Below are 20,826 nucleotides of genomic sequence, written 5' to 3'. Positions count from 1 at the left end.
AGAAAGAAGGTGTAACTTATGACACAACAAACTTTTACACAGTATGATTTTAAACCATTTTTAATAGATGCAGTTCGTGAACTACGCTTTACAGAGCCGACAGGAATTCAACAGAAAATTTTCCCGGTCGTGAAAAAAGGTGTAAGTGTAATTGGACAATCCCAAACAGGTTCTGGGAAAACACATGCATACTTACTTCCTACATTGAACAGAATTAACCCAGGTCGTGAAGAAGTACAACTTGTTATTACAGCGCCTACTCGTGAGTTAGCACAACAAATTTACGAAGAAATCGTGAAATTAACAAAGTTCTGTGCGGAAGATCAAATGATTACAGCACGTTGTTTAATTGGTGGAACTGATAAACAACGATCAATTGAAAAGTTGAAAAAACAACCTCATATTGTAGTTGGAACACCAGGACGTATTAAAGACTTAGTAGAAGAACAAGCACTGTTTGTTCATAAAGCAAATACAATTATTGTCGATGAAGCAGACTTAATGCTTGATATGGGATTCATTCATGATGTAGATAAGATTGCAGCACGCATGCCGAAAAACTTGCAAATGTTAGTTTTCTCTGCAACAATTCCTCAAAAACTAAAACCGTTTCTGAAGAAATACATGGAGAATCCAGAGCATATTCATATCAATCCAAAACAAGTTGCGGCTGGAAATATCGAGCATTATTTAGTGCCTTCTAAACATCGTAACAAAATCGATTTAGTGAAAAGAATGTTGCTACAATTTAAGCCGTATTTAGCAGTTGTTTTCACGAATACGAAGAAAATGGCAGATCAAGTTGCTGACGGATTAACGGAACGCGGCTTAAAAGTTGGACGAATTCACGGAGATTTATCACCTCGTGATCGTAAAAAAATGATGAAACAAATTCGTGACCTTGAATTCCAATATATTGTTGCAACTGATTTAGCAGCTCGTGGTATTGATATTGAAGGAATTAGTCATGTTATTAACTACGAACTTCCATCAGATTTAGATTTCTTCGTTCACCGAGTGGGAAGAACAGCACGTGCAGGCTATTCAGGTATTGCAGTGACGATTTATGATCCAGCAAACGAAGAAGCGTTAGATAGTTTAGAAAAACAACGTCATATCGAGTTTAAACATGTAGATTTACGTGGAGATGAGTGGACGGATTTAGGTGAACGTCGTCGTCGTAAGAGCCGTAAAAAACCAAATGATGAACTTGATGTTATGGCAACGAAAGTTGTTAAAAAACCGAAAAAAGTAAAACCAAACTATAAACGTAAACTTGCAACAGAACGTGACAAAGTGAAAAGAAAATATAGCAATAAAAAAAGATAAGGGATTTCCCTTATCTTTTTTTATCCAGCTATTTGTGAGAGCCGTAATCAATATGGATAGAAAATATTGATTAAAGTTTCGCTTCATCTAGATAATGTAAATGAAGAGTATAGTCTGTTTAAATAGTCGTATAAATTTATGTAGTGCGTTTTTTGTGAACAAACAATTCACTACATATTTCTACAAATTATGCTATCATTATATCTATTGTATATTGAAGAGGTGATTGTATGTTAAAGATTGGATCTCATGTTTCTATGAGTGGTAAGAAAATGTTATTAGCAGCAAGTGAAGAGGCTGTTTCATACGGTGCAACAACGTTTATGATTTATACAGGTGCACCGCAAAATACAAGAAGAAAACCAATTGAAGAATTGAACATAGAAGCAGGAAGAAAACATATGGAACAAAACGGTATCGAAGAGATTATCGTACATGCGCCATATATTATTAATGTCGGAAATACGACAAAGCCAGAAACATTCCAATTAGGTGTAGATTTCCTTCGTATGGAAATTGAAAGAACATCAGCATTAGGTGTGGCAAAACAAATCGTTCTTCACCCAGGTGCGCACGTTGGTGCAGGGGCAGACGCTGGTATTCAACAAATTATTAAAGGGCTGAATGAAGTATTAACGCCAGATCAGACGGTGAACATTGCGTTAGAAACGATGGCAGGAAAAGGAACAGAATGCGGCCGTAGCTTTGAAGAAATTGCAAAAATTATTGATGGTGTAACATATAATGAAAAACTATCGGTATGCTTTGACACGTGTCATACGCACGATGCAGGATATGACATTGTAAATGACTTTGACGGTGTATTAAACGAATTTGATAAGATTGTTGGTATCGATCGTTTACAAGTACTTCATATTAATGATAGTAAAAATGTACGCGGCGCAGGAAAGGACCGTCATGAAAATATCGGTTTCGGTCATATCGGTTATAAAGCATTGCATCATATTGTGCATCATCCGCAATTAATGCACGTACCAAAAATTCTGGAAACACCATATGTAGGTGAAGATAAAAAGGACAAGAAGCCGCCATATAAATTGGAAATCGAAATGCTGAAAAATGGTACTTTTGATGAAGGGCTTCTTGAGAAAATTAAAGCGCAATAAGCAATAAGGAGGGGAATATCCCCTCCTTATTTTAGTAGTTGTTGAAATAAAGTATTTACTTGTTGGGCAGTAGCGGGCGAGGTTACTTGAGCTATTTGTTTTAAGAGCGCTAGTCGTTCGTCATTATCGTAAATGTTAATATTCTTTCCTTTCATAAGTCCAACAATTTGATCAGCTTGTGCAGTCGTAATTGGAACATCATATTCTTTACTATATTTCAATAATTCCTTTGTAGAAATATGATTTAATTTTTTATTTACAAGTTGTTTAATGAGGTTCATCGAGTTATCCTCCTTCACACGTTCTTCTATCGAAATATATGAGTACGTAGCTTGTACATATTCATATAGAGCTTCTTTTTTCATGAGAAAAAGAAGCGTATGTTATAATATAAGGACAAAACTATAGAAAAAGAGTATAAGGGAGGACTTATGGAGCAGAAGCAACATCGAAAAGAAAGTGTTATCCATCTTATGTATCGTTTAGTTATGATTATTTTTGGAGCAGCATGCGCAGCGGTAGCGATTGAATTATTTTTAATGCCAAATAAAATTATTGATGGTGGAATTATTGGTATTTCTCTTATATTAGATTATCTTACTCCTAATATTTGGTGGTTAAGTTTCTCTACTTTAGTCGTTATTCTCAATATCCCATTTATGTATTCGGGTTATAAGCAAATTGGAAAAACGTTCATGTTATCTTCGGCGTTCGGTATTGTAGCTTTAGCGTTTATTGAATCAACGTTACATGCTGTTCCGCCATTTACAACAGAGCCAATTTTAGCTACAGTGTTTGGTGGTCTTATTTTAGGTCTTGGTGTAGGGCTCGTTATTCGTCATGGTGGATCAATGGACGGAACAGAAATTATGGGTATTTTATTAACGAAGAAATTACCTTTCTCCGTAGGCGAATTTGTAATGTTTGTGAACTTATTCATTTTTGCATGGGCAGCATTTGTATTTGGTGTGGAACAAGCGATGTATTCTGTTATGACGTACTACATTGCATTCAAAACAATTGATACAGTCATTCAAGGTTTAGATGAAACGAAAGCTGTTTTAATTGTATCAGATCAATATGAGGAAGTATCAAATGCGATTTTGCATCGTCTTGGTCGTGGAACTACAAAGCTTGTAGCGAAAGGCGGTTACACGGATAAAGAAAAAGAAGTTATTTATGCAGTGGTAACACGTCTAGAAGTGACAAAGTTAAAATCAATTGTGTATGAAATTGATGCGAATGCGTTTGTTACAATTATGAGTACACAAGAGACAAATGGTGGTAAGTTTAAATCGGCTATTCACTAAAAAATTAATTATAATATCTTTTGAAAGCAGAGAATTTTTCTCTGCTTTTTGTTATAATAGTAAGGTTTCTTGAAAAAGTAGATATATTTTAGGCAGATTGGTTTACAACTATAATAAGCTGTACTATAATTCAAATAGACATAAATCGGAATCATTCTGAATTAAAATAGGTGAGATGCTATGAACAATATATTAGAAATAGAAGGATTGTCATTTCGATATGAAGATCGAAATGTGTTAGAAGATATAAATTTGCAAGTTCCGAAGGGAGCTTTTTTAGGTTTAGTTGGGCCAAATGGTTCAGGGAAATCCACTTTGCTAAAATGTTTATTAGGCGTTTTAAAGCCAAAACAGGGAAGCATTCGTTTGTTTGGTGTTGATAGTAAGAAGTTTAAAGAATGGAACAAAGTTGGTTATGTGTCGCAAAAGGCAAATAGCTTTAATTCTGGTTTTCCGGCAACTGTGTTTGAAGTTGTGTCAATGGGACTCGTTTCGAAAAAAGGGCTGTTTCGCTTTTTTACGAAAAACGATAAGAAAAAGGTAGAAAAAGCGATTGCTGATGTAGGAATGAGTGAGTTTCAAGGGCGTAATATTGGAGAACTTTCTGGTGGACAACAACAGCGCGTATTTATTGCTCGTGCGCTCGTTAGTGATCCTGAATTACTTATTTTGGACGAGCCCACTGTTGGAATTGATGTGAAGAATGTAGAAAGTTTTTATGAGATATTAGAGGATTTAAACAAAAGGCTAGGAATCACATTAATTCTCGTTACGCATGATATGGGAGCTGTTACCGAGAAAGTAACACATGTTGCATGCTTAAACAAACATTTACATTTCCATGGAAATGTAGAAAAGTTCCGAGAGTTAGAAGATGCAGAAATGTCCGTCTTATATGGACACCATGTTCATCGTTTAGAACACGAGCATGAGCATCACGGGAGGATATAATGATACAAGATTTTTTACAATATGACTTTTTACGTAACTCTTTATATGCAGGAATTTTAATAGGACTTGTTGCGCCGCTTATCGGTGTATTTGTTGTCATTCGCCGCATGTCGCTTATTGCGGATGCATTAAGCCACGTGACATTATCGGGTATTGCTGCAAGTTTATTACTAGAAAAAACAATTTTCACAGGGGGATTTTTAAATCCGTTATATATGGGGATGATTTTTTCTATTGGTGGGGCGTTACTTATTGAAAAACTACGTACTGTATATAAACATTATCAAGAATTAGCAATTCCAATTATTCTTTCAGCAGGAATGGGGATTGGCGTTATTTTTATTTCACTTGCAAATGGGTTTAACACAGATTTATTTAGTTATTTATTTGGTAGTGTAAGTGCTGTAACAAGTACGGATTTAATAATTATCGGCATTGTAGCAATTGTTGTTATCGTAACGATTACTTTATTATACAAAGAGTTATTTTTACTATCGTTTGATGAAGAATACGCTGTATCAACCGGTTTGAGTGCAAAGTGGATTCATTTTATTTTCATTATATTGGTTGCGCTTGTCATTGCAGTATCAATGCGTGTAGTAGGGGTTCTTCTCGTATCATCATTAATGACATTACCAGTTGCAGCAAGTATTCGTATTGCGAATGGATTTAAACAAACAATTTTGTTCTCCATTTTATTTGGTGAAATTGCAGTAATTGGTGGAATGTTTGCTTCGTATCAACTTGATTTAGCACCAGGTGGTACAATTGTTATGATAGCGGTTCTTATTTTAATTGGTGCGATTTTATGGAAGAAGAAAAAAACTGCATAAAGTAGGGATAGATATGAATCTAACAGAAGCTTTACGCCTAATGAAAGATAAAGGATACAAACATACTGGGAAAAGGGAAGAAATGCTCAGGTTATTTGCAGCTCACAATCGTTATTTAACAGCGAAGGACGTTTTAGAGCATATGAAGGATGATTATCCAGGTCTTAGCTTTGACACGATTTATCGTAACTTAACGGTGTTTGCTGAAATCGGTGTTTTAGAACAAACGGAATTAAACGGTGAAAAACATTTTCGTTTTACATGTTCTATTATGGAACATCATCATCATTTTATTTGTTTAGATTGCGGAGGGACGAAAGAGATTACTTCTTGCCCGATGGATTTTATGAATAAAGATTTTAATGGTTATGAAGTAACAGGTCATAAGTTTGAAATATACGGACGTTGTCCAAAATGTGCAAAGTAAAAGCTCGTTAGTTCTATAACTGACGAGCTTTTTTACGTAGAAAAGAAGGTTGCTCACAAATGTTGTGGGCAACCTTCTTTTTATTGTTCTTGTGTTTCTTTTTCTTTTTCTCGTTCAGCAGCCATTTCAGCAGCAATTACGTCGATTTCTTTTTTCAGTTCTTCTACCATTATTTCTTCTGGTACTTTACGAACGACTTGCCCTTTGCGGAATAATAGTCCTTCTCCGCGCGCGCCGGCAATACCGATATCAGCTTCACGAGCTTCACCAGGACCATTTACAGCGCAGCCAAGTACTGCAACCTTAATTGGTACTTGTAGTGTAGAAATGTACTCTTCCACTTCGTTAGCGATGCTAATTAAATCAATTTCAATACGACCGCAAGTTGGACAAGAAATAAGTGTTGCTGCATTAGATGCAAGGCCGAATGACTTTAATAGTTCACGCGCAACTTTTACTTCTTCAACTGGGTCAGCACTTAATGAAATACGTAGTGTATTTCCGATGCCTTTACTTAAGATTGCTCCAAGCCCAGCGGCACTTTTTACAGTTCCGGCAAATAACGTTCCAGATTCTGTGATACCTAAATGTAGTGGATAATCAAAAGCACGTGCAGCTTTTTCGTATGCTTCAATTGCCAAGTTAACATCAGAGGCTTTCATAGATACGATAATATCATGGAAATCTAAGTCCTCTAAAATTTTAATGTGATGCAGGGCGCTCTCAACCATACCATCTGCAGTTGGGTATCCGTACTTTTCTAAAATGTGACGCTCTAATGAACCTGCGTTTACACCGATACGGATTGGAATACCACGTTCTTTTGCTGCATTTACAACAGCTTCTACTTTATGGCGACGACCAATGTTACCTGGATTGATACGTACTTTATCAATGCCGCCTTCAATTGCTTTTAAAGCAAGGCGATAATCAAAATGAATATCAGCAACAAGTGGAATGTTGATTTGTTTTTTAATATCAGCAATAGCATTTGCTGCGCGTTCGTCTGGAACAGCAACACGCACGACTTGGCAGCCAGCTTCTTCTAAACGTTTAATTTCAGCAACTGTTGCTTCAACATCATGTGTTTTTGTTGTTGTCATACTTTGTATAATTAATTCATTATTACCGCCAATTGTTAAATTACCGACTTTAACTGGACGTGTTTTTGTACGATGAGTCATTTCATTCACGAATAGATCGCTCTCCTTATAAAAGAAGTTTCTTATTTAGTCCCTTATATCAATGATAGTATACGTGATACAGGGCTATAGAAACCGAAGTGCTCGGTTTCACTTTTACTATTGTATCAGCGCCTTTATGTAATTGACAAGGATTAAGTGATTGCTTATTGATATAACGGGAATTTATAAGACTTTCCAAGTTGTATTTTTGTAGCAGGTGTATTTTTATTTAATTGTTTAAAATCATCAATTACTTTTTCGATAGAAGGAATTTTCTTCTTATTAATCGCTTCTGTAATGGAAAGAACCGTATCACCTGTTTTGACTTCAATTGTTTTATAAGTGACATCTGTTTCTTTTTCCGCTTTGTTTTCTTTCTTTTGTTTTGTATTTGTACTTTCTTGTTTTATCGTTTCGGCCGCATTTGTCTTTTTATATGAACTTAACATCGGTAAAGTGCCGATTTTTATATCGTAATAAAATATATAACCAAGAACAAGCACGAATAAGAATATACCTAATCTCTTCATATTCTTCACTCCTTTGCTAGGAATATATGCTTGTCCAAAAAAAAAATGCCTATTTAGGCATTTTTTTCGTTCAGTTTTGGAACTTCTTTAATTGTTAAGTATAGGACAATTAAAACAACTGCGATATAAATGAATGTTGAGCCAGGTACAACGATTTTGAATAAATCCATAATCATAAAGAAGATGGTTGGAATTGTGTAGCTGTAGGCAGTTAACGTCCATACTTGCTTATAAGATAATTTACGTTGACCACTCATAGCAGAACCGATAAACGCAAGTAAAGTAATTCCTAAGAAAGTAATGAACAATTGGAATAGATATACTAACACTCCGATAACAGCTAATAAAATTGGATAAATACTATCGAATACAGAAATGAAATCTTGCAAATCTTTTTTCTCAAGAGATGTCCCTAATAAATCATTGTAGGAGTATGTTTGCGTCTGGCCATTTCCTATAGAAACTACTTTATCTTTTAAAATAAATAAACCAGTTTTATTTTGATACTTTTCGATATCTGTTGTATTTGGATCAAATACGAAAAGAGCATCTCCCTCTTCTTTTTGAATAGGTTGTTCAATATCAGCTTTTAGTTCACCATTTTCGATTTTAAAATCAGGTAAATCTTTTTCAATTGCTTGATTTACCATAGTAACACTATCTTGGATAAAGCTACCGTAAAAGAATGTTCTTGGAATAGTAGTGATTAGACAAAGTAGCATAATATACAAAATGGTTTTTCCGATTTTTTGAAAACGGAATAGCGCCATATCTTTAGGCGAATATACGCTTTTGACTAATTGGGTAAATATGGACATAGATTCACTTCCTTTATGTATGTATAAAATCATTGTAACGTAGGAATCTAGGGAATCTCAAGATATATTATATTTACATATAGTAGCGATAACTAAATTTCTTTTTATTAATTTTCTTCTTTTAAATGAAAAAAATACAATTGACAGTTTTCTTTTCTATATGGTAAATTTATCTTACATTTCTTAAAGGGTATATCCGATAGGAATTCCTTTATTTGATGTATTGTTACATACATAATTGTGGACCCTTAGCTCAGCTGGTTAGAGCAGACGGCTCATAACCGTCCGGTCGTAGGTTCGAGTCCTACAGGGTCCATATCCATTTCACATGTTTATTATGTCAGTAAGAAGCTTCCTTGTAGAAGGGAGCTTTTTTTATGAAATATATGAGCATTTTAATTGAAAAGAAGTGGGAATTTTGCTACTTTAATGATAGCAAGACAATGTGATTTATTTGTTTGCACCCTATGGCAATTAGGGTAGAATGTAGTTGTATGTCACTTAAGTGGCAATACATAAACTGGGAGGAATATAACAATGGCAAAACACGAATTACCAAATTTACCTTATGCGTATGATGCTTTAGAGCCTCACTTTGACAAAGAAACAATGAACATCCATCATACAAAGCACCATAACACGTACATCACAAACTTAAACGCTGCTTTAGAAGGTCATGCAGAATTAGCTGACAAAAGCGTAGAAGAATTAGTTGCAAACTTAAACGAAGTACCAGAAGCAATCCGTACAGCAGTACGTAACAATGGTGGTGGACATGCTAACCACACATTCTTCTGGACAATCTTATCTCCAAACGGCGGCGGACAACCAGTAGGCGAACTTGCAACTGCAATTGAAGCGAAATTCGGTAGCTTCGATGCATTCAAAGAAGAATTCGCAAAAGCTGGCGCAACTCGCTTCGGTTCTGGTTGGGCTTGGTTAGTAGTAAATAATGGTGAGTTAGAAGTAACAAGCACGCCAAACCAAGATTCTCCTCTAACTGAAGGTAAAACTCCAGTTATCGGTTTAGATGTTTGGGAACATGCTTACTACTTAAATTATCAAAACCGTCGTCCAGACTACATCGGTGCATTCTGGAACGTTGTAGATTGGAACGCTGCTGAAAAACGTTACCAAGAAGCAAAATAATTGTAATAACGATAGAAAAAGCTAGGAGAATGCTCCTAGCTTTTTTCTATGCTTTCCTTTTACATAATTGAGCTTGTCTTTGGAAGACTAGAACATGAAGTAAAGGAGAGTTGTGTATGAAGTGGAAACATATAATTGGTGACGTTGAAGTGAATCGGGATTTAGTGTTATTACTCCTCATTGGAGGTTTATACACGCTCGCAATTTCTTTATCGAATACGTTTGTTAACATTTATTTATGGAAACAAACACAAAATTATGTGAATCTCGGCTTGTATAATTTGGCCAGCGTTGTATTGCAGCCCCTCACATTTCTTATAGGTGGGAAATTAGCGAAGCGTATTGATCGCTCGATCTTGTTACGAATAGGCGTAGGCACGTTAGCGATTTTTTTTATCGTTGTTTTAGTAGCGGGGAAAAGCGCTTCTCACTATATTTTATTAATGGGGGCTCTTTTAGGAGTCGGATATGGTTTTTACTGGCTCGCGTTTAACTTATTAACATTTGAGATTACAGAACCAGAAACAAGAGATTTCTTTAACGGGTTTCTTGGGCTTCTTACATCCTTCTCTGGCATGATTGGACCGATAGCAGCTGGATACACAATTTCACGTATGGAGAAGTGGAGTGGTTATACGGTCATATTCTTTCTCTCGTTATTGTTATTTGCAATTGCTGTCGTTTTAAGCTTTTTTGTATCTAAGAGAGAATGTGAAGGTCGTTATGAGGTTACACAAGTTTTGAAAGAGAGACGGATTGATAAAAATTGGGGGAGAATTACACGCGCTCATTTTTTCCAAGGATTGAGAGAGGGGACATTCATTTTTGTTATTTCAGTATATGTGTACTTAGCAACCGATAGTGAGCTTGCATTAGGGAAATATAGCTTAGTAAATTCTGCTGTATCATTTGTATGTTACTATTTAGTCGCCCGTATGTTAAAGAAAGAGTGGCGAAAAAAAGCAATTTTACTTGGAGGCATTATTTTATATGCTGTTGTATTTTTAGTTATATTCAATGTTACATACACAAAATTACTTATTTATGCAGCATGCATTGCGATTGCATACCCTATTTTACTCGTTCCATATGGATCGATGACATATGATGTAATTGGTAGAGCGAAAAATGCGAGAGAGTGGCGTGTAGAGTATGTTGTTGTCCGAGAATTATGGTTAAATGCCGGGAGAATTTGTTCAGTTTTAAGTTTTTTATGTGCTGTATTATTCTTTCCGCCTGAAAAGAGTTTACCTGTCTTACTATGTATTTTAGGTGCTGGACATTTTCTTATTTATTTTGCAGTTAAAAATGTCAAATATGATGAAGGAAATGCAGGGAACACAAGTGTCGTAGCGCAAGGAACCACGCAGAATCAAACAGAACCAGAAGGTTAACTTATCGTTTGTTTTATGCTAGAATAGAAAAAGATGTAAGACAGCAGTGAGGACACCTGTATGAAGGTGTCCCTTTCAAATTACATAGCTGTTGGTAGAGGGGGTTTGTATGGGCAAGAAGCAGAAACAACAAAAGAAAAAGACTCACGTTCCTTTTCGGTTAAACGTGCTGTTTTTCTGCGTGTTTTTAATGTTCTCCGCGGTTATTGTAAGGCTTGGTTATGTACAAATTGTTCGCGGTGAGGAATATAAGAATGAAGTGGAGAGGAAAGAAAACTCGACGATAAGTAATCCTGTACCACGTGGGAAAATATTTGACCGTTATGGGCGAGCTGTAGTAGATAATGCAGCTGTACGTACGATTACATTTACAAAAATGAAAGGATCAACTGCAGAGGCTCGCTTAGAAACAGCGAAAAGATTAGCAGATTTGATTGAAGTACCGACAGATAAATTAACAGATCGCGATAAAAAAGATTATTGGCTTGCTATTCATAAAGAAGAAGCACAAGAAAAAATTACGAAAAAAGATCGTCAAGAGTTTAAAGATAAAAAAATTGACGATAAAGAATTAGATGAGCGTCAACGAAATCGCGTGACGGAAGAAGAAGTGAATCAATTATCCGCAAAAGATTTAGAAGTGCTAGCGATTAAAAGCAAAATGGACGGCGGATATGCGATGACGCCACAAGTCATTAAAAAGGATGCTACAGAACAAGAATATGCGATTATTAGTGAAAATCTAGCAACATTACCAGGTGTAGATACGAATGTTGATTGGGATCGAAAGTATATTTATGATGATTTATTCCGAAGTGTACTTGGCGGCGTGTCAACGTCTGATGAAGGTTTACCTAGAGAAAGACTAGATTACTATCTTGTTCGTGATTATAATCGAAATGACCGCGTAGGGAAAAGTTATCTTGAGCAGCAATATGAAGATAGTTTGCACGGTAATAAAGCGGAAGTGAGAAATATTACGGATAAAAACGGTAATATTTTAGAAACGATTAATGTATCAAAAGGGCAAAGTGGTAACAATCTGAATTTAACAATTGATATGGAATTACAAAAGCGTGTAGAAGAAATTATCACGAAAAATTTATTGAGATATAAAGGGGGACAACCTCTTTTAGATCGCGCATTCGTTGTAATGATGAATCCAAAAAATGGTGAAGTTTTATCTATGGCAGGGAAACAGTTAGTGGAAGAAAATGGCGAAACGAAAGTGCAAGATTTCGCATTAGGAACGATGACAAGTTCTTATCCGATGGGATCAACTGTAAAAGGTGCGACAGTACTTACAGGATATCAAACAAAAGCGATTCAACCGGGTTCCTACCAACTGGATGAACCAATCGTATTGAAAGGAACGCCGAAAAAATCTTCTTGGAAGACGATGGGATCTATTAATGATCTGACAGCATTAAAAATGTCTTCTAACGTATATATGTTTAAAACAGCGATGAATATCGCAGGTGTTCAATATGTGAGAGGTGGTACGTTAGATGTACCAAAAAAAGCATTTGATACGATGCGCTATTATTTCGGACAGTTTGGACTTGGTGTAAAAACAGGTATCGATTTACCAAACGAATCTGCGGGTCAAATAGGTAGAGGAAATCAGCCTGGTTTCTTATTAGATTTATCAATTGGACAGTATGACACATATACACCACTTCAATTAGCACAGTATGTTTCAACAATTGCAAATGGTGGTTACCGTATGCAGCCGCAAGTTGTAAAAGAAATTCGTCAACCGGAAGCGAAACAAGGCGAAGTTGGAAAAGTCGTTCACTCAATGGAACCAAAAGTACTAAACCGTATTGATATGCCTGAATCACAAATTAAACGTGTTCAGGAAGGATTTAGACAAGTATTTAATGAGTCTGGTGGTACAGCTGCGAAATACTTTACAGGCGCATCATATAAAGCTGCTGGTAAAACAGGTACAGCTCAAACTGTGTATGGCGGAGATAAAGAGATTGGTAGAAAAGCAAACGGTGAGCGTAAAGAAACATATAACTTAACATTAGTAGGTTATGCGCCACTTGAAGACCCTGAAGTAGCATTTTCTGTTGTTGTACCTTGGGTAGATGATAAATCAGGTATTAACGGATATATCAGTCGTGACATTATGGACGCGTACTTTGATTTGAAAAAGGTAGAAAATGGCGAAGCTACACAAGAGGAAATAGATAAGAAAAATAAAAAGCAAGATGATGAATAAAAAAGTTGTAAAAAAAGCACACTATCTGAAAAGATAGTGTGCTTTTTTTTTTGATTCATGCATACGTTTTAATAAAGTGGACAAGCAGATCATATCGGAATTTTAAGGGACCTTGCAAATAATACGTATGCATTCACTATGGAAGTTATGGACCAATCCTCAGTGAAGATGAACAGTGGCTACGGATTAATAATTTACCTAATGTTGATTCTTGTGGAACTTTACAAAACTTTTACAAACAATTAAAACCGAATTAATAGTTTAGCAGTATTCTTATATCTGTAATCCTGTTATTTCCGGTTACTTCTAGGAGGAAGAACACGTGAAATGGATAAGTGCATCAATTAAAGTTTTCATACTGTCTACATGTTTCTTTTATGTTGGCACGTCTACTGCATTTGCTGTGAATGAAATGGGAGAAGTGAGAGTTGATGGATCCTCAACGGTTTTTCCTATTATAGAAGCAGTAGCGGAGGAATATACAAAGGTGCATCCAAACGTGAAAATTTCCATCAGTGTTTCTGGAACAGGAGGAGGATTTAATCGTTTCAGTAAAGGAGAAGTAGATATAAATAATGCTTCGAGAGTAATGAAACAAGTGGAAGAAAATGAAATGAAGAAAAACTCCATTCAGTTTACACCGTTTGAAGTCGCTTATGACGGCCTTACGATCGTTGTGAACCGTCAAAATACTTGGGTAGATAATATGACGGTAGACGAGTTACGTCTATTATGGAGTGAAGATGAAAGTGAAAAGCGATGGTCACAAATTCATTCATCATGGCCACGTGAACAGGTAAAGTTTTATGCGCCAGGTGTAGACTCTGGTACGTATGATTATTTTCAAAATGTCATCTTACAAAAAAGTCGCATTGTAAAAAAAGTCTCTTTGTCTGAAGATGATCAAGTTATTATGCAAGGGGTAATGAATGATAAAAATGCCATTGGTTTTGTAGGATATGCTTATTATATGGCCAATCGAGATAAGGTGAGAGCAATAAAAGTGAATGGTGTACTTCCGACGAAAGATACCATCCAATCAGGTGAGTATAAGCCGTTATCTAGGTCGCTATTTGCTTATGTGAATCATGCATCTATCCGAAATAAAATGAATGTAGCAAGTTATATTGAGTTTATGATTCAGCATGTTGGTAAGCTTGCTGAAGAGGTTGGATATGTAAAATTACCAAAAGAAAAATACAATGAACAGCTGCGGATGTTAACAGAAATAAAAAGGTAATGTCAGGGTGGAAAGGGGTTTTCATCTTTGGCTTATAATGACAAAAGTCAAATTACATTTTCTGTACAACATTTGATTGAAAGAAATACAAAACATAGAAAAAAAACGCAGCGAATCAATCGAATCGTTCCATTATTACTAAAAATAATTGCTAGCGTGTCTATTGCGACGACACTTGGAATTATTTTTACGCTTTCTAATGAAACAATAATGTTTTTTAAAAAAATATCATTGCTCTCCTTTTTGACAGAGAAAGAATGGTTACCTTTTTTTGAAAATCCTAAATTCGGTATATTACCACTTATATGTGGAACGGTACTTGTAACAGCAATCGCTATGTGCGTAGCAGTTCCTATCGGTTTAGCGTGTGCCGTATTTTTAAGTGAATATGCTTCAAACAGTGTAAGAAAAGTATTAAAACCGATGTTAGAACTATTAGCAGGTATCCCGACAATTGTATATGGCTTTTTTGCATTAACAGTTGTTACACCGCTTTTACAACGGATTATACTTGATTTACAGTTTTTTAATGCGATTAGTCCAGGTATTGTTATTGGCTTTATGATGATACCTACAATTGCATCTCTGTCTGAAGATGCAATGAGAGCTGTAGCAAAAGGAACGAAAGAAGCTTCGTTGGCACTTGGAGCAACTCGGTTTGAGATGGTAAAACAAGTCGTGTTTCCTTCAGCTTTCGCAGGGATTACGGCAGCAATTATATTAGCTGCTTCAAGAGCAATCGGTGAAACGATGATCGTTGTAATTGCAGCAGGGTCCACACCGAACGTATCTCTCGATCCGACACACTCTATTCAAACGTTAACAGCTTATATTGTGCAAGTGAGTTTAGGTGATGCTCCGCATGGAACAATTACTTATTACAGCATGTACGCTGTAGGCGCAACGTTATTCTTGTTTACTTTTATAATGAACATCATTTCGCAGTTTATTATGCGCCGCTTTAGGAGGGTGACATAATATGCGCATGTTGAATCATAAAAAAATACAAGAAAATATGGCATCACGTTTTTTAAAAGATCGAATTTACAAATTGTTATTTTATATGGCAATTTTGTTTTCAATAGTAATCCTGCTTATTTTGCTTTTTCAAATTTTTGAAAAAGGTGTCAGTTACCTTTCGTTAGATTTCTTTACAAACTTCGCTTCGCGTAATCCGAAAGAAGCTGGGATTGCTGCAGCTTTGTCAGGAACAATATTATTTATGAGTATTGTTATACCACTCTCCTTTATATTTGGGGTCGGAACTGCTCTTTATTTAGAGCAATATGCGAAGGAATCTATATTTAAAAAGGTAATAGAAATTAATAATCAAACGTTAGCAGGAGTACCTTCCGTCGTATTTGGATTACTCGGCTTAACCATTTTTGTATACGCTCTTCACTTAGGTGAGAGTATTATTGCAGCGGCACTGACGATGAGCTTACTCGTCTTACCGACAGTTGTTGTAGCGAGTCAAGAAGCGATACGATCTGTACCGAGGTCATTATTAGAAGCTTCTTACGGGTTAGGTGCTACGAAGTGGCAAACGATGTATCAAGTTGTATTGCCATATGCGTTCCCAGGAATTATAACAGGTTGTACGTTAGCGATATCAAGAGCGATTGGAGAAGCGGCACCGTTATTAGTTATCGGGGCACTTGCATTTGCAAATTATGTTCCGTTTAGTATGTTTGATAGATTTACAGTTTTACCAATTCAAATTTTTAATTGGATGAGTAGACCACAGGAAGAATTTCAGTATGTAGCAGCTGCTGGGATGATTGTTTTGTTAGGTTTGTTGCTCTTGATCAATATAGTTGTCCTATGGTTACGAAATCGAAAATAAGTTGGAAATGGATGAAAGGGGAATTCAAATGGTAGCAACAGTAGTAAATGTACAGGTGAAAAACGAGGAGAAAATCGAGACTGCGCCAAAGAAAGTAGTATTTGATACGAAAAACTTAAATTTATGGTATGGAGAAGACCATGCTTTAAAAGATATTAACTTAAGTATTCATGAGAATGAAGTTACAGCAATTATCGGGCCAAGTGGTTGTGGTAAATCAACGTACTTAAAAACATTAAATCGTATGGTAGAGTTAGTACCAATCGTGCGAACTACAGGCGTAATTGAATATAGAGAGCGCAATATATTTGATAAATCATATCCAGTTGAAGAATTACGAACACATGTAGGAATGGTGTTTCAAAAACCAAATCCATTTCCAAAATCTATTTATGAAAATGTAGCATACGGTCCGAAAATTCATGGGATTAGCGACAAGAAAACGTTAGATGAAATTGTTGAAAAAAGTTTACGTGGAGCAGCGATTTGGGATGAGTTAAAAGATCGTTTGCATGATAATGCATACGGTTTATCTGGTGGACAGCAACAGCGTCTATGTATCGCACGTTGTTTAGCGATTGAACCAGACGTTATTTTAATGGATGAGCCAACATCAGCACTAGATCCAATTTCAACATTAAAAGTAGAAGAATTAATTCAAGAGTTAAAGAAAGATTTTAGTATCGTTATCGTAACGCATAACATGCAACAAGCTGCGCGTATTTCAGATAAAACTGCTTTCTTCTTAAGTGGAGAAGTTGTGGAGTATACAGATACAAATAAATTATTTACGACACCTTCAGATAAGCGTACAGAAGATTATATTACAGGCCGATTCGGTTGATGTCGCTAGCAAGGCTAAGAGCAAATACCCTCTTAACAGAGGGTATTTCTTATTTTTACCTTATTTAAGATAGGAGAAGTAATACTTCTCCTATCTTAAGGTTTATTATAAGTAGGCTAGGTAGGAGAGTTATATATAGTGGCACATAATATTGAGGGGGAAGAAACAATGGTACGAGAACAATTTCAATGTGATTTAAAAACGTTACAGCAAAAGGTGATTGAGCTTGGTGAACTAGCGAGAGAAGCTTTATTGCTTGCTATGGAAGGGCTTCATAAAAAGGATGTAGAGAAAGCGTTAGAGGTAATAGATGGTGATTATCGTATGGATAATTTAGAAGAGGAAATAAATGATCTTGCGCTTATGCTCATTACGAAGCAGCAACCTGTAGCGAGTGATTTAAGAAGGATTTTCATTTCAATTAAAACAGCGACAGATTTAGAACGGATTGCAGATCATGCTGTTAATATTGCGAAATCAACCATTCGTCTCGGGGAAAAAGACGTGTCTGTTAGTTTGCACAATCTTGATGAGATGTTTGCGATTGCAAATAAGATGTTACAGTTAGCGCTAGATGCATATGAGCAAGAAAATTTAACTTTTGCGAAGCAAATTGCCGAAATGGATGATTCTGTTGATGAAATATATGGGAAAGCGATTCGTGAATTTATATCTTCAGTTCCAGAACAACCAGAAGCAATTACACAAATTACACAATTATCCTTTGTAGCGAGATATATCGAACGTGTAGCAGACCATATTACAAATATTGCTGAAAATGTTTTTTATTTAGTAAAGGGAAAGCATTACTTATTAAATGAATAAAGAAAAAAGCAGGTGAAACATCACCTGCTTTTTTTAGTCAAAACATGACAAAAAAAGCTCGTTGTTTCCTTTAGTTTATGATGATAAGATGTATCATAATATAATGGAAAAAATAGGGCGTATATGTTATTCGCTTATTAAGTAATATTTTAAAAGTTAATGGTAAGCGCTTTCTTCAGTTGTTGAAAGGTGAATGTATATAAGGGGGAACTTTACTGCCTGCCGGCCCGATTGGTCAAGGCTAATAATTAGTAGGGGATGAAGAAAACCCCCACTGATTAAAGTTTCACTTTATTTTATACTGCTAGTTAATGCTGGGTAGATAATATACATATCGTATATGAAGTTACTGAACATTATATAAGTGGAGGCTGAAGTATATGAAGGGGGTTATTTTAGCTGGAGGAAAAGGACGACGCCTTAGACCATTAACATGTAATACTCCAAAGCCGATGTTGCCATTATTAGAAAAGCCAGTTTTAGAATACAACATTGAATTATTGCGTCAGCATGGTATACGTGAGATTGCAATTACTGTTCAGTATATGAGTGCGGCTATTAAGCAATATTTTGGTGACGGTAGCAAATGGGGCGTTAACTTGTACTACTTTGAAGACTCTCCACCGCTTGGAACTGCAGGGAGTATTAAACAAGCGGAAAAATTTTTGGATGAACCGTTTGTTGTCATAAGTGGGGATGCGTTAACTGATTTTCAATTATCAGAAGGAATTACGTTTCATGAACAAAAGAAAAGAATGGTAACTATGTTTGTAAAGGAAGTAGAAAATCCACTCTCATTTGGTTTAGTTGTAATGAACAAAGAACAAGAGGTTACACGATACATAGAAAAACCGAGTTGGAATGAAGTAGTCTCTAATATTGTGAATACAGGTATATATATTATGGAGCCAGAAATTTTTTCTTACATACCGCCCCGAGAATTTTTTGATTTTAGTCAAGATGTGTTTCCGTTATTGGCAAATAAGAACGCATTATTTGCATATTTGTCAGAAGGTTACTGGTTAGATATCGGTACATTTGATCAATATCGACAAGCACAATTTGATTTGTTAACGAAAAAATTGCAAGTACCTATCCCATATACGGAAGTATTACCGATGGTATGGATGGGAGAAGGGGTAACGATTGGAAAAGGAACGAAAATTCACGGTCCTTCTTTTATTGGTGAAGGAGCAAGAATTGGTGCTGGATCTGTAATTGAGCCATACTCTATTATCGGGAAAAATAGTGTTGTTTCAAGTTATTCTCATCTTCAAAAGAGTATTATTTTTGCAAATGCGCACATTGGGAAATATTGTGAGTTACTAGAAACGACAATAGGAGAACATACAATGGTGGAAGATGATGTTACATTGTTTCAAAAAAGCATTGTAGCGGACCATTGTCATATAGGGAAAAGTACGGTAATTAAGCAAAAGGGAAAACTATGGCCATATAAGGCGATTGATAGTCATTCGGTAGTAGGATCGGCTGGTGTTCAAGAAAGTGAGAAGAGTGCAGGATGGTTGCAAAAAAGCCGCATTGTAGGAAGAGGTAATGTGGAGATTACACCTCAATTTATTGTAAAGGTTGCGATGGCGTACGGATCTCTTTTCACAAAAGGGGAAAGTATATTAATCGGGAGTCAAGAACATATAGAAACGACTTCTTATAAAAATCTTTTTCTTCATGCAATTCATGGTATTGGGATTCATACGATGGAATGCAAAGAAATGAACGAATCACTTTTTCAGTACAGCATTCAAGATTTGCAATGTGCGGGCGGGGTTTTCATTCAAGCGGAAAAAGAAAAAGAGATTGTTATAAAGTTGTATGGTAGGGATGGGGCACAGTTAACGTATAAGCAGCAAAAAGCGATAGAACAAGTGTATATGTCTGAGTCGTTTTATTACGTATGTGAGAAGGAAATGGGGCGGAATAAGCTAGTACACGTTTCTTTACATAATTATATAGAGGCTGTATTAGAGCGTATTGATATTGAGAAAATAAAAAAACAGAAGTTCCATCTTCTTATTAATAAGAGAAATGATATGTTACAACATTTGCTTATGCTCTTTTTGCAAAGACTCGGATGCACAGTTACGTGGATTTATGCGGGCGAACAAAAGGATCATGTGAAAGCTTTAATGAAATCAAGTAAAGCAAATATGGCGCTTATGTTTTCAGAGCAAGGAAATTATTTCGAGTTATATGATAATCATAGTAATATTTACCAAGGGACGGATTTTGAAGAGATTGATATTCCAGATTTATTACTGGAATCGGCAGGAAATATTTACCCAATGTCTTTGAAATTAGGAGAATGTTATCTTCTATTTTATACGCAGGATGAAAAAAAATCGTTTCAAGCGAGATGGAAGCGAGATATTTTATATCGAATTGGAAAATTATTCGAGTTAATAGCATTGCAGGGAAAAACCTTTCTCAGCATAGTAGAGCAATCCCCGCCGCTTTATTTACTTTGTGATGAAGTTGTATGTTCGTGGAATGAAAAAGGGAAGGTGATGAGGAAATTATTGGCTGATATCGAAAGGAAGGAAGAAGGCATATTTGAAGGAGTACAGTTCAAATATACCGAAAAAGAGTGGTCTTATATCGTTTCTGACACAAAACAACCGAAATTTTTAGTGTATTCACATGCTAGAAACCCAGTAATAGCAAGGGAAAACATGAAAAATCTTATAGAAAAAATTAGACAATATCAAAAGGTGTAGAATTTTTATTTTAAAAGTGGTATTATAGTATAGTCTGATTTAAGTTATTAGTAC

General features: G+C 35.7%; 19 protein-coding genes and 1 tRNA gene. 16 read left to right on the top strand and 4 right to left on the bottom strand.

Annotated elements, in window-relative coordinates:
• Positions 1 to 18: 18 nt before the first annotated feature.
• A complete protein-coding gene (locus EGX95_RS20230) occupies positions 19 to 1,329 on the top strand; it encodes a DEAD/DEAH box helicase (protein WP_000194028.1) in 1,311 nt (436 codons plus the stop codon).
• Between the two features lie 230 nt (positions 1,330 to 1,559).
• Positions 1,560 to 2,456, top strand: coding sequence for a deoxyribonuclease IV (locus EGX95_RS20225; RefSeq protein ID WP_000912469.1), 897 nt, complete (start codon positions 1,560 to 1,562; stop codon positions 2,454 to 2,456).
• Positions 2,457 to 2,482: 26 nt separating this feature from the next.
• Here EGX95_RS20225 and EGX95_RS20220 read toward each other — a convergent pair whose 3' ends face one another.
• Positions 2,483 to 2,737 carry a DUF2624 domain-containing protein gene (locus EGX95_RS20220; RefSeq protein WP_001048963.1) on the bottom strand — a complete coding sequence of 85 codons (255 nt, stop codon included), beginning with the start codon at positions 2,735 to 2,737 and terminating at the stop codon, positions 2,483 to 2,485.
• 150 nt (positions 2,738 to 2,887) lie between these two features.
• On the opposite strand from EGX95_RS20220, the gene EGX95_RS20215 reads away from it, so the two are divergent.
• The 4 genes from EGX95_RS20215 to EGX95_RS20200 all read left to right on the top strand — a co-directional run bounded on the left by EGX95_RS20215 (position 2,888) and on the right by EGX95_RS20200 (position 5,977).
• Positions 2,888 to 3,766 (top strand): YitT family protein, encoded by an 879-nt coding sequence (locus EGX95_RS20215; protein WP_000435966.1) that lies wholly within the window; start codon positions 2,888 to 2,890, stop codon positions 3,764 to 3,766.
• A 180-nt stretch (positions 3,767 to 3,946) separates the two neighbouring features.
• Complete coding sequence (locus tag EGX95_RS20210; RefSeq protein WP_001059652.1) at positions 3,947 to 4,717, top strand: metal ABC transporter ATP-binding protein; 771 nt, start codon at positions 3,947 to 3,949, stop codon at positions 4,715 to 4,717.
• Complete coding sequence (locus EGX95_RS20205) at positions 4,717 to 5,550, top strand: metal ABC transporter permease (protein ID WP_000613824.1); 834 nt, start codon at positions 4,717 to 4,719, stop codon at positions 5,548 to 5,550. Before EGX95_RS20210 ends, EGX95_RS20205 begins: the two co-directional genes overlap by 1 nt.
• A 13-nt stretch (positions 5,551 to 5,563) precedes the next feature.
• Complete coding sequence (locus EGX95_RS20200) at positions 5,564 to 5,977, top strand: Fur family transcriptional regulator (RefSeq protein WP_001054512.1); 414 nt, start codon at positions 5,564 to 5,566, stop codon at positions 5,975 to 5,977.
• An 80-nt stretch (positions 5,978 to 6,057) separates the two neighbouring features.
• On the opposite strand, the gene ispG is transcribed toward EGX95_RS20200, so the two are convergent.
• The 3 genes from ispG to EGX95_RS20185 form a co-directional block, all read right to left on the bottom strand.
• Positions 6,058 to 7,161: a flavodoxin-dependent (E)-4-hydroxy-3-methylbut-2-enyl-diphosphate synthase gene (ispG, locus tag EGX95_RS20195; protein ID WP_011040674.1), complete on the bottom strand. Its 1,104-nt coding sequence runs from the start codon at positions 7,159 to 7,161 to the stop codon at positions 6,058 to 6,060.
• A 164-nt stretch (positions 7,162 to 7,325) separates the two neighbouring features.
• Positions 7,326 to 7,691 (bottom strand): hypothetical protein, encoded by a 366-nt coding sequence (locus tag EGX95_RS20190; protein ID WP_000825406.1) that lies wholly within the window; start codon positions 7,689 to 7,691, stop codon positions 7,326 to 7,328.
• A gap of 53 nt (positions 7,692 to 7,744) precedes the next feature.
• A complete protein-coding gene (locus EGX95_RS20185) occupies positions 7,745 to 8,509 on the bottom strand; it encodes a DUF1189 domain-containing protein (protein ID WP_000021909.1) in 765 nt (254 codons plus the stop codon).
• A 242-nt stretch (positions 8,510 to 8,751) separates the two neighbouring features.
• Here EGX95_RS20185 and EGX95_RS20180 point away from each other — a divergent pair.
• From EGX95_RS20180 to EGX95_RS20135, 10 genes are all read left to right on the top strand, one after another.
• Positions 8,752 to 8,825, top strand: a tRNA-Ile gene (locus EGX95_RS20180).
• Between the two features lie 221 nt (positions 8,826 to 9,046).
• The gene (gene sodA / locus EGX95_RS20175; RefSeq protein ID WP_001052031.1) at positions 9,047 to 9,658 is read left to right on the top strand and encodes a superoxide dismutase [Mn]; all 612 of its coding nucleotides are present in this window, start codon (positions 9,047 to 9,049) and stop codon (positions 9,656 to 9,658) included.
• 116 nt (positions 9,659 to 9,774) lie between these two features.
• Complete coding sequence (locus EGX95_RS20170; RefSeq protein WP_000871368.1) at positions 9,775 to 11,052, top strand: MFS transporter; 1,278 nt, start codon at positions 9,775 to 9,777, stop codon at positions 11,050 to 11,052.
• Between the two features lie 109 nt (positions 11,053 to 11,161).
• Complete coding sequence (locus tag EGX95_RS20165; RefSeq protein WP_000516826.1) at positions 11,162 to 13,282, top strand: peptidoglycan D,D-transpeptidase FtsI family protein; 2,121 nt, start codon at positions 11,162 to 11,164, stop codon at positions 13,280 to 13,282.
• Positions 13,283 to 13,604: 322 nt separating this feature from the next.
• Positions 13,605 to 14,522: a phosphate ABC transporter substrate-binding protein PhoX gene (gene phoX / locus EGX95_RS20160; RefSeq protein WP_000871261.1), complete on the top strand. Its 918-nt coding sequence runs from the start codon at positions 13,605 to 13,607 to the stop codon at positions 14,520 to 14,522.
• 27 nt (positions 14,523 to 14,549) lie between these two features.
• The gene (gene pstC / locus EGX95_RS20155) at positions 14,550 to 15,500 is read left to right on the top strand and encodes a phosphate ABC transporter permease subunit PstC (RefSeq protein ID WP_000323873.1); all 951 of its coding nucleotides are present in this window, start codon (positions 14,550 to 14,552) and stop codon (positions 15,498 to 15,500) included.
• A 1-nt stretch (position 15,501) separates the two neighbouring features.
• Positions 15,502 to 16,368, top strand: a complete 867-nt coding sequence (gene pstA, locus EGX95_RS20150; protein ID WP_001242545.1) for a phosphate ABC transporter permease PstA — start codon at positions 15,502 to 15,504, stop codon at positions 16,366 to 16,368.
• Positions 16,369 to 16,396: 28 nt separating this feature from the next.
• Entirely contained in the window at positions 16,397 to 17,212 is an 816-nt protein-coding gene (gene pstB, locus EGX95_RS20145; RefSeq protein WP_000226683.1) for a phosphate ABC transporter ATP-binding protein, read from the top strand.
• 168 nt (positions 17,213 to 17,380) lie between these two features.
• Positions 17,381 to 18,037 carry a phosphate signaling complex protein PhoU gene (gene phoU, locus EGX95_RS20140; protein ID WP_000251231.1) on the top strand — a complete coding sequence of 219 codons (657 nt, stop codon included), beginning with the start codon at positions 17,381 to 17,383 and terminating at the stop codon, positions 18,035 to 18,037.
• Between the two features lie 380 nt (positions 18,038 to 18,417).
• Positions 18,418 to 20,772 (top strand): sugar phosphate nucleotidyltransferase, encoded by a 2,355-nt coding sequence (locus tag EGX95_RS20135; protein WP_000679285.1) that lies wholly within the window; start codon positions 18,418 to 18,420, stop codon positions 20,770 to 20,772.
• Positions 20,773 to 20,826 lie beyond the last annotated feature (54 nt).

Origin of the sequence: Bacillus sp. FDAARGOS_527 (assembly GCF_003812125.1) — a bacterium.
GTDB lineage: Bacteria > Bacillota > Bacilli > Bacillales > Bacillaceae_G > Bacillus_A > Bacillus_A paranthracis.
This window is presented reverse-complemented; position numbering and strand designations above follow the sequence as displayed.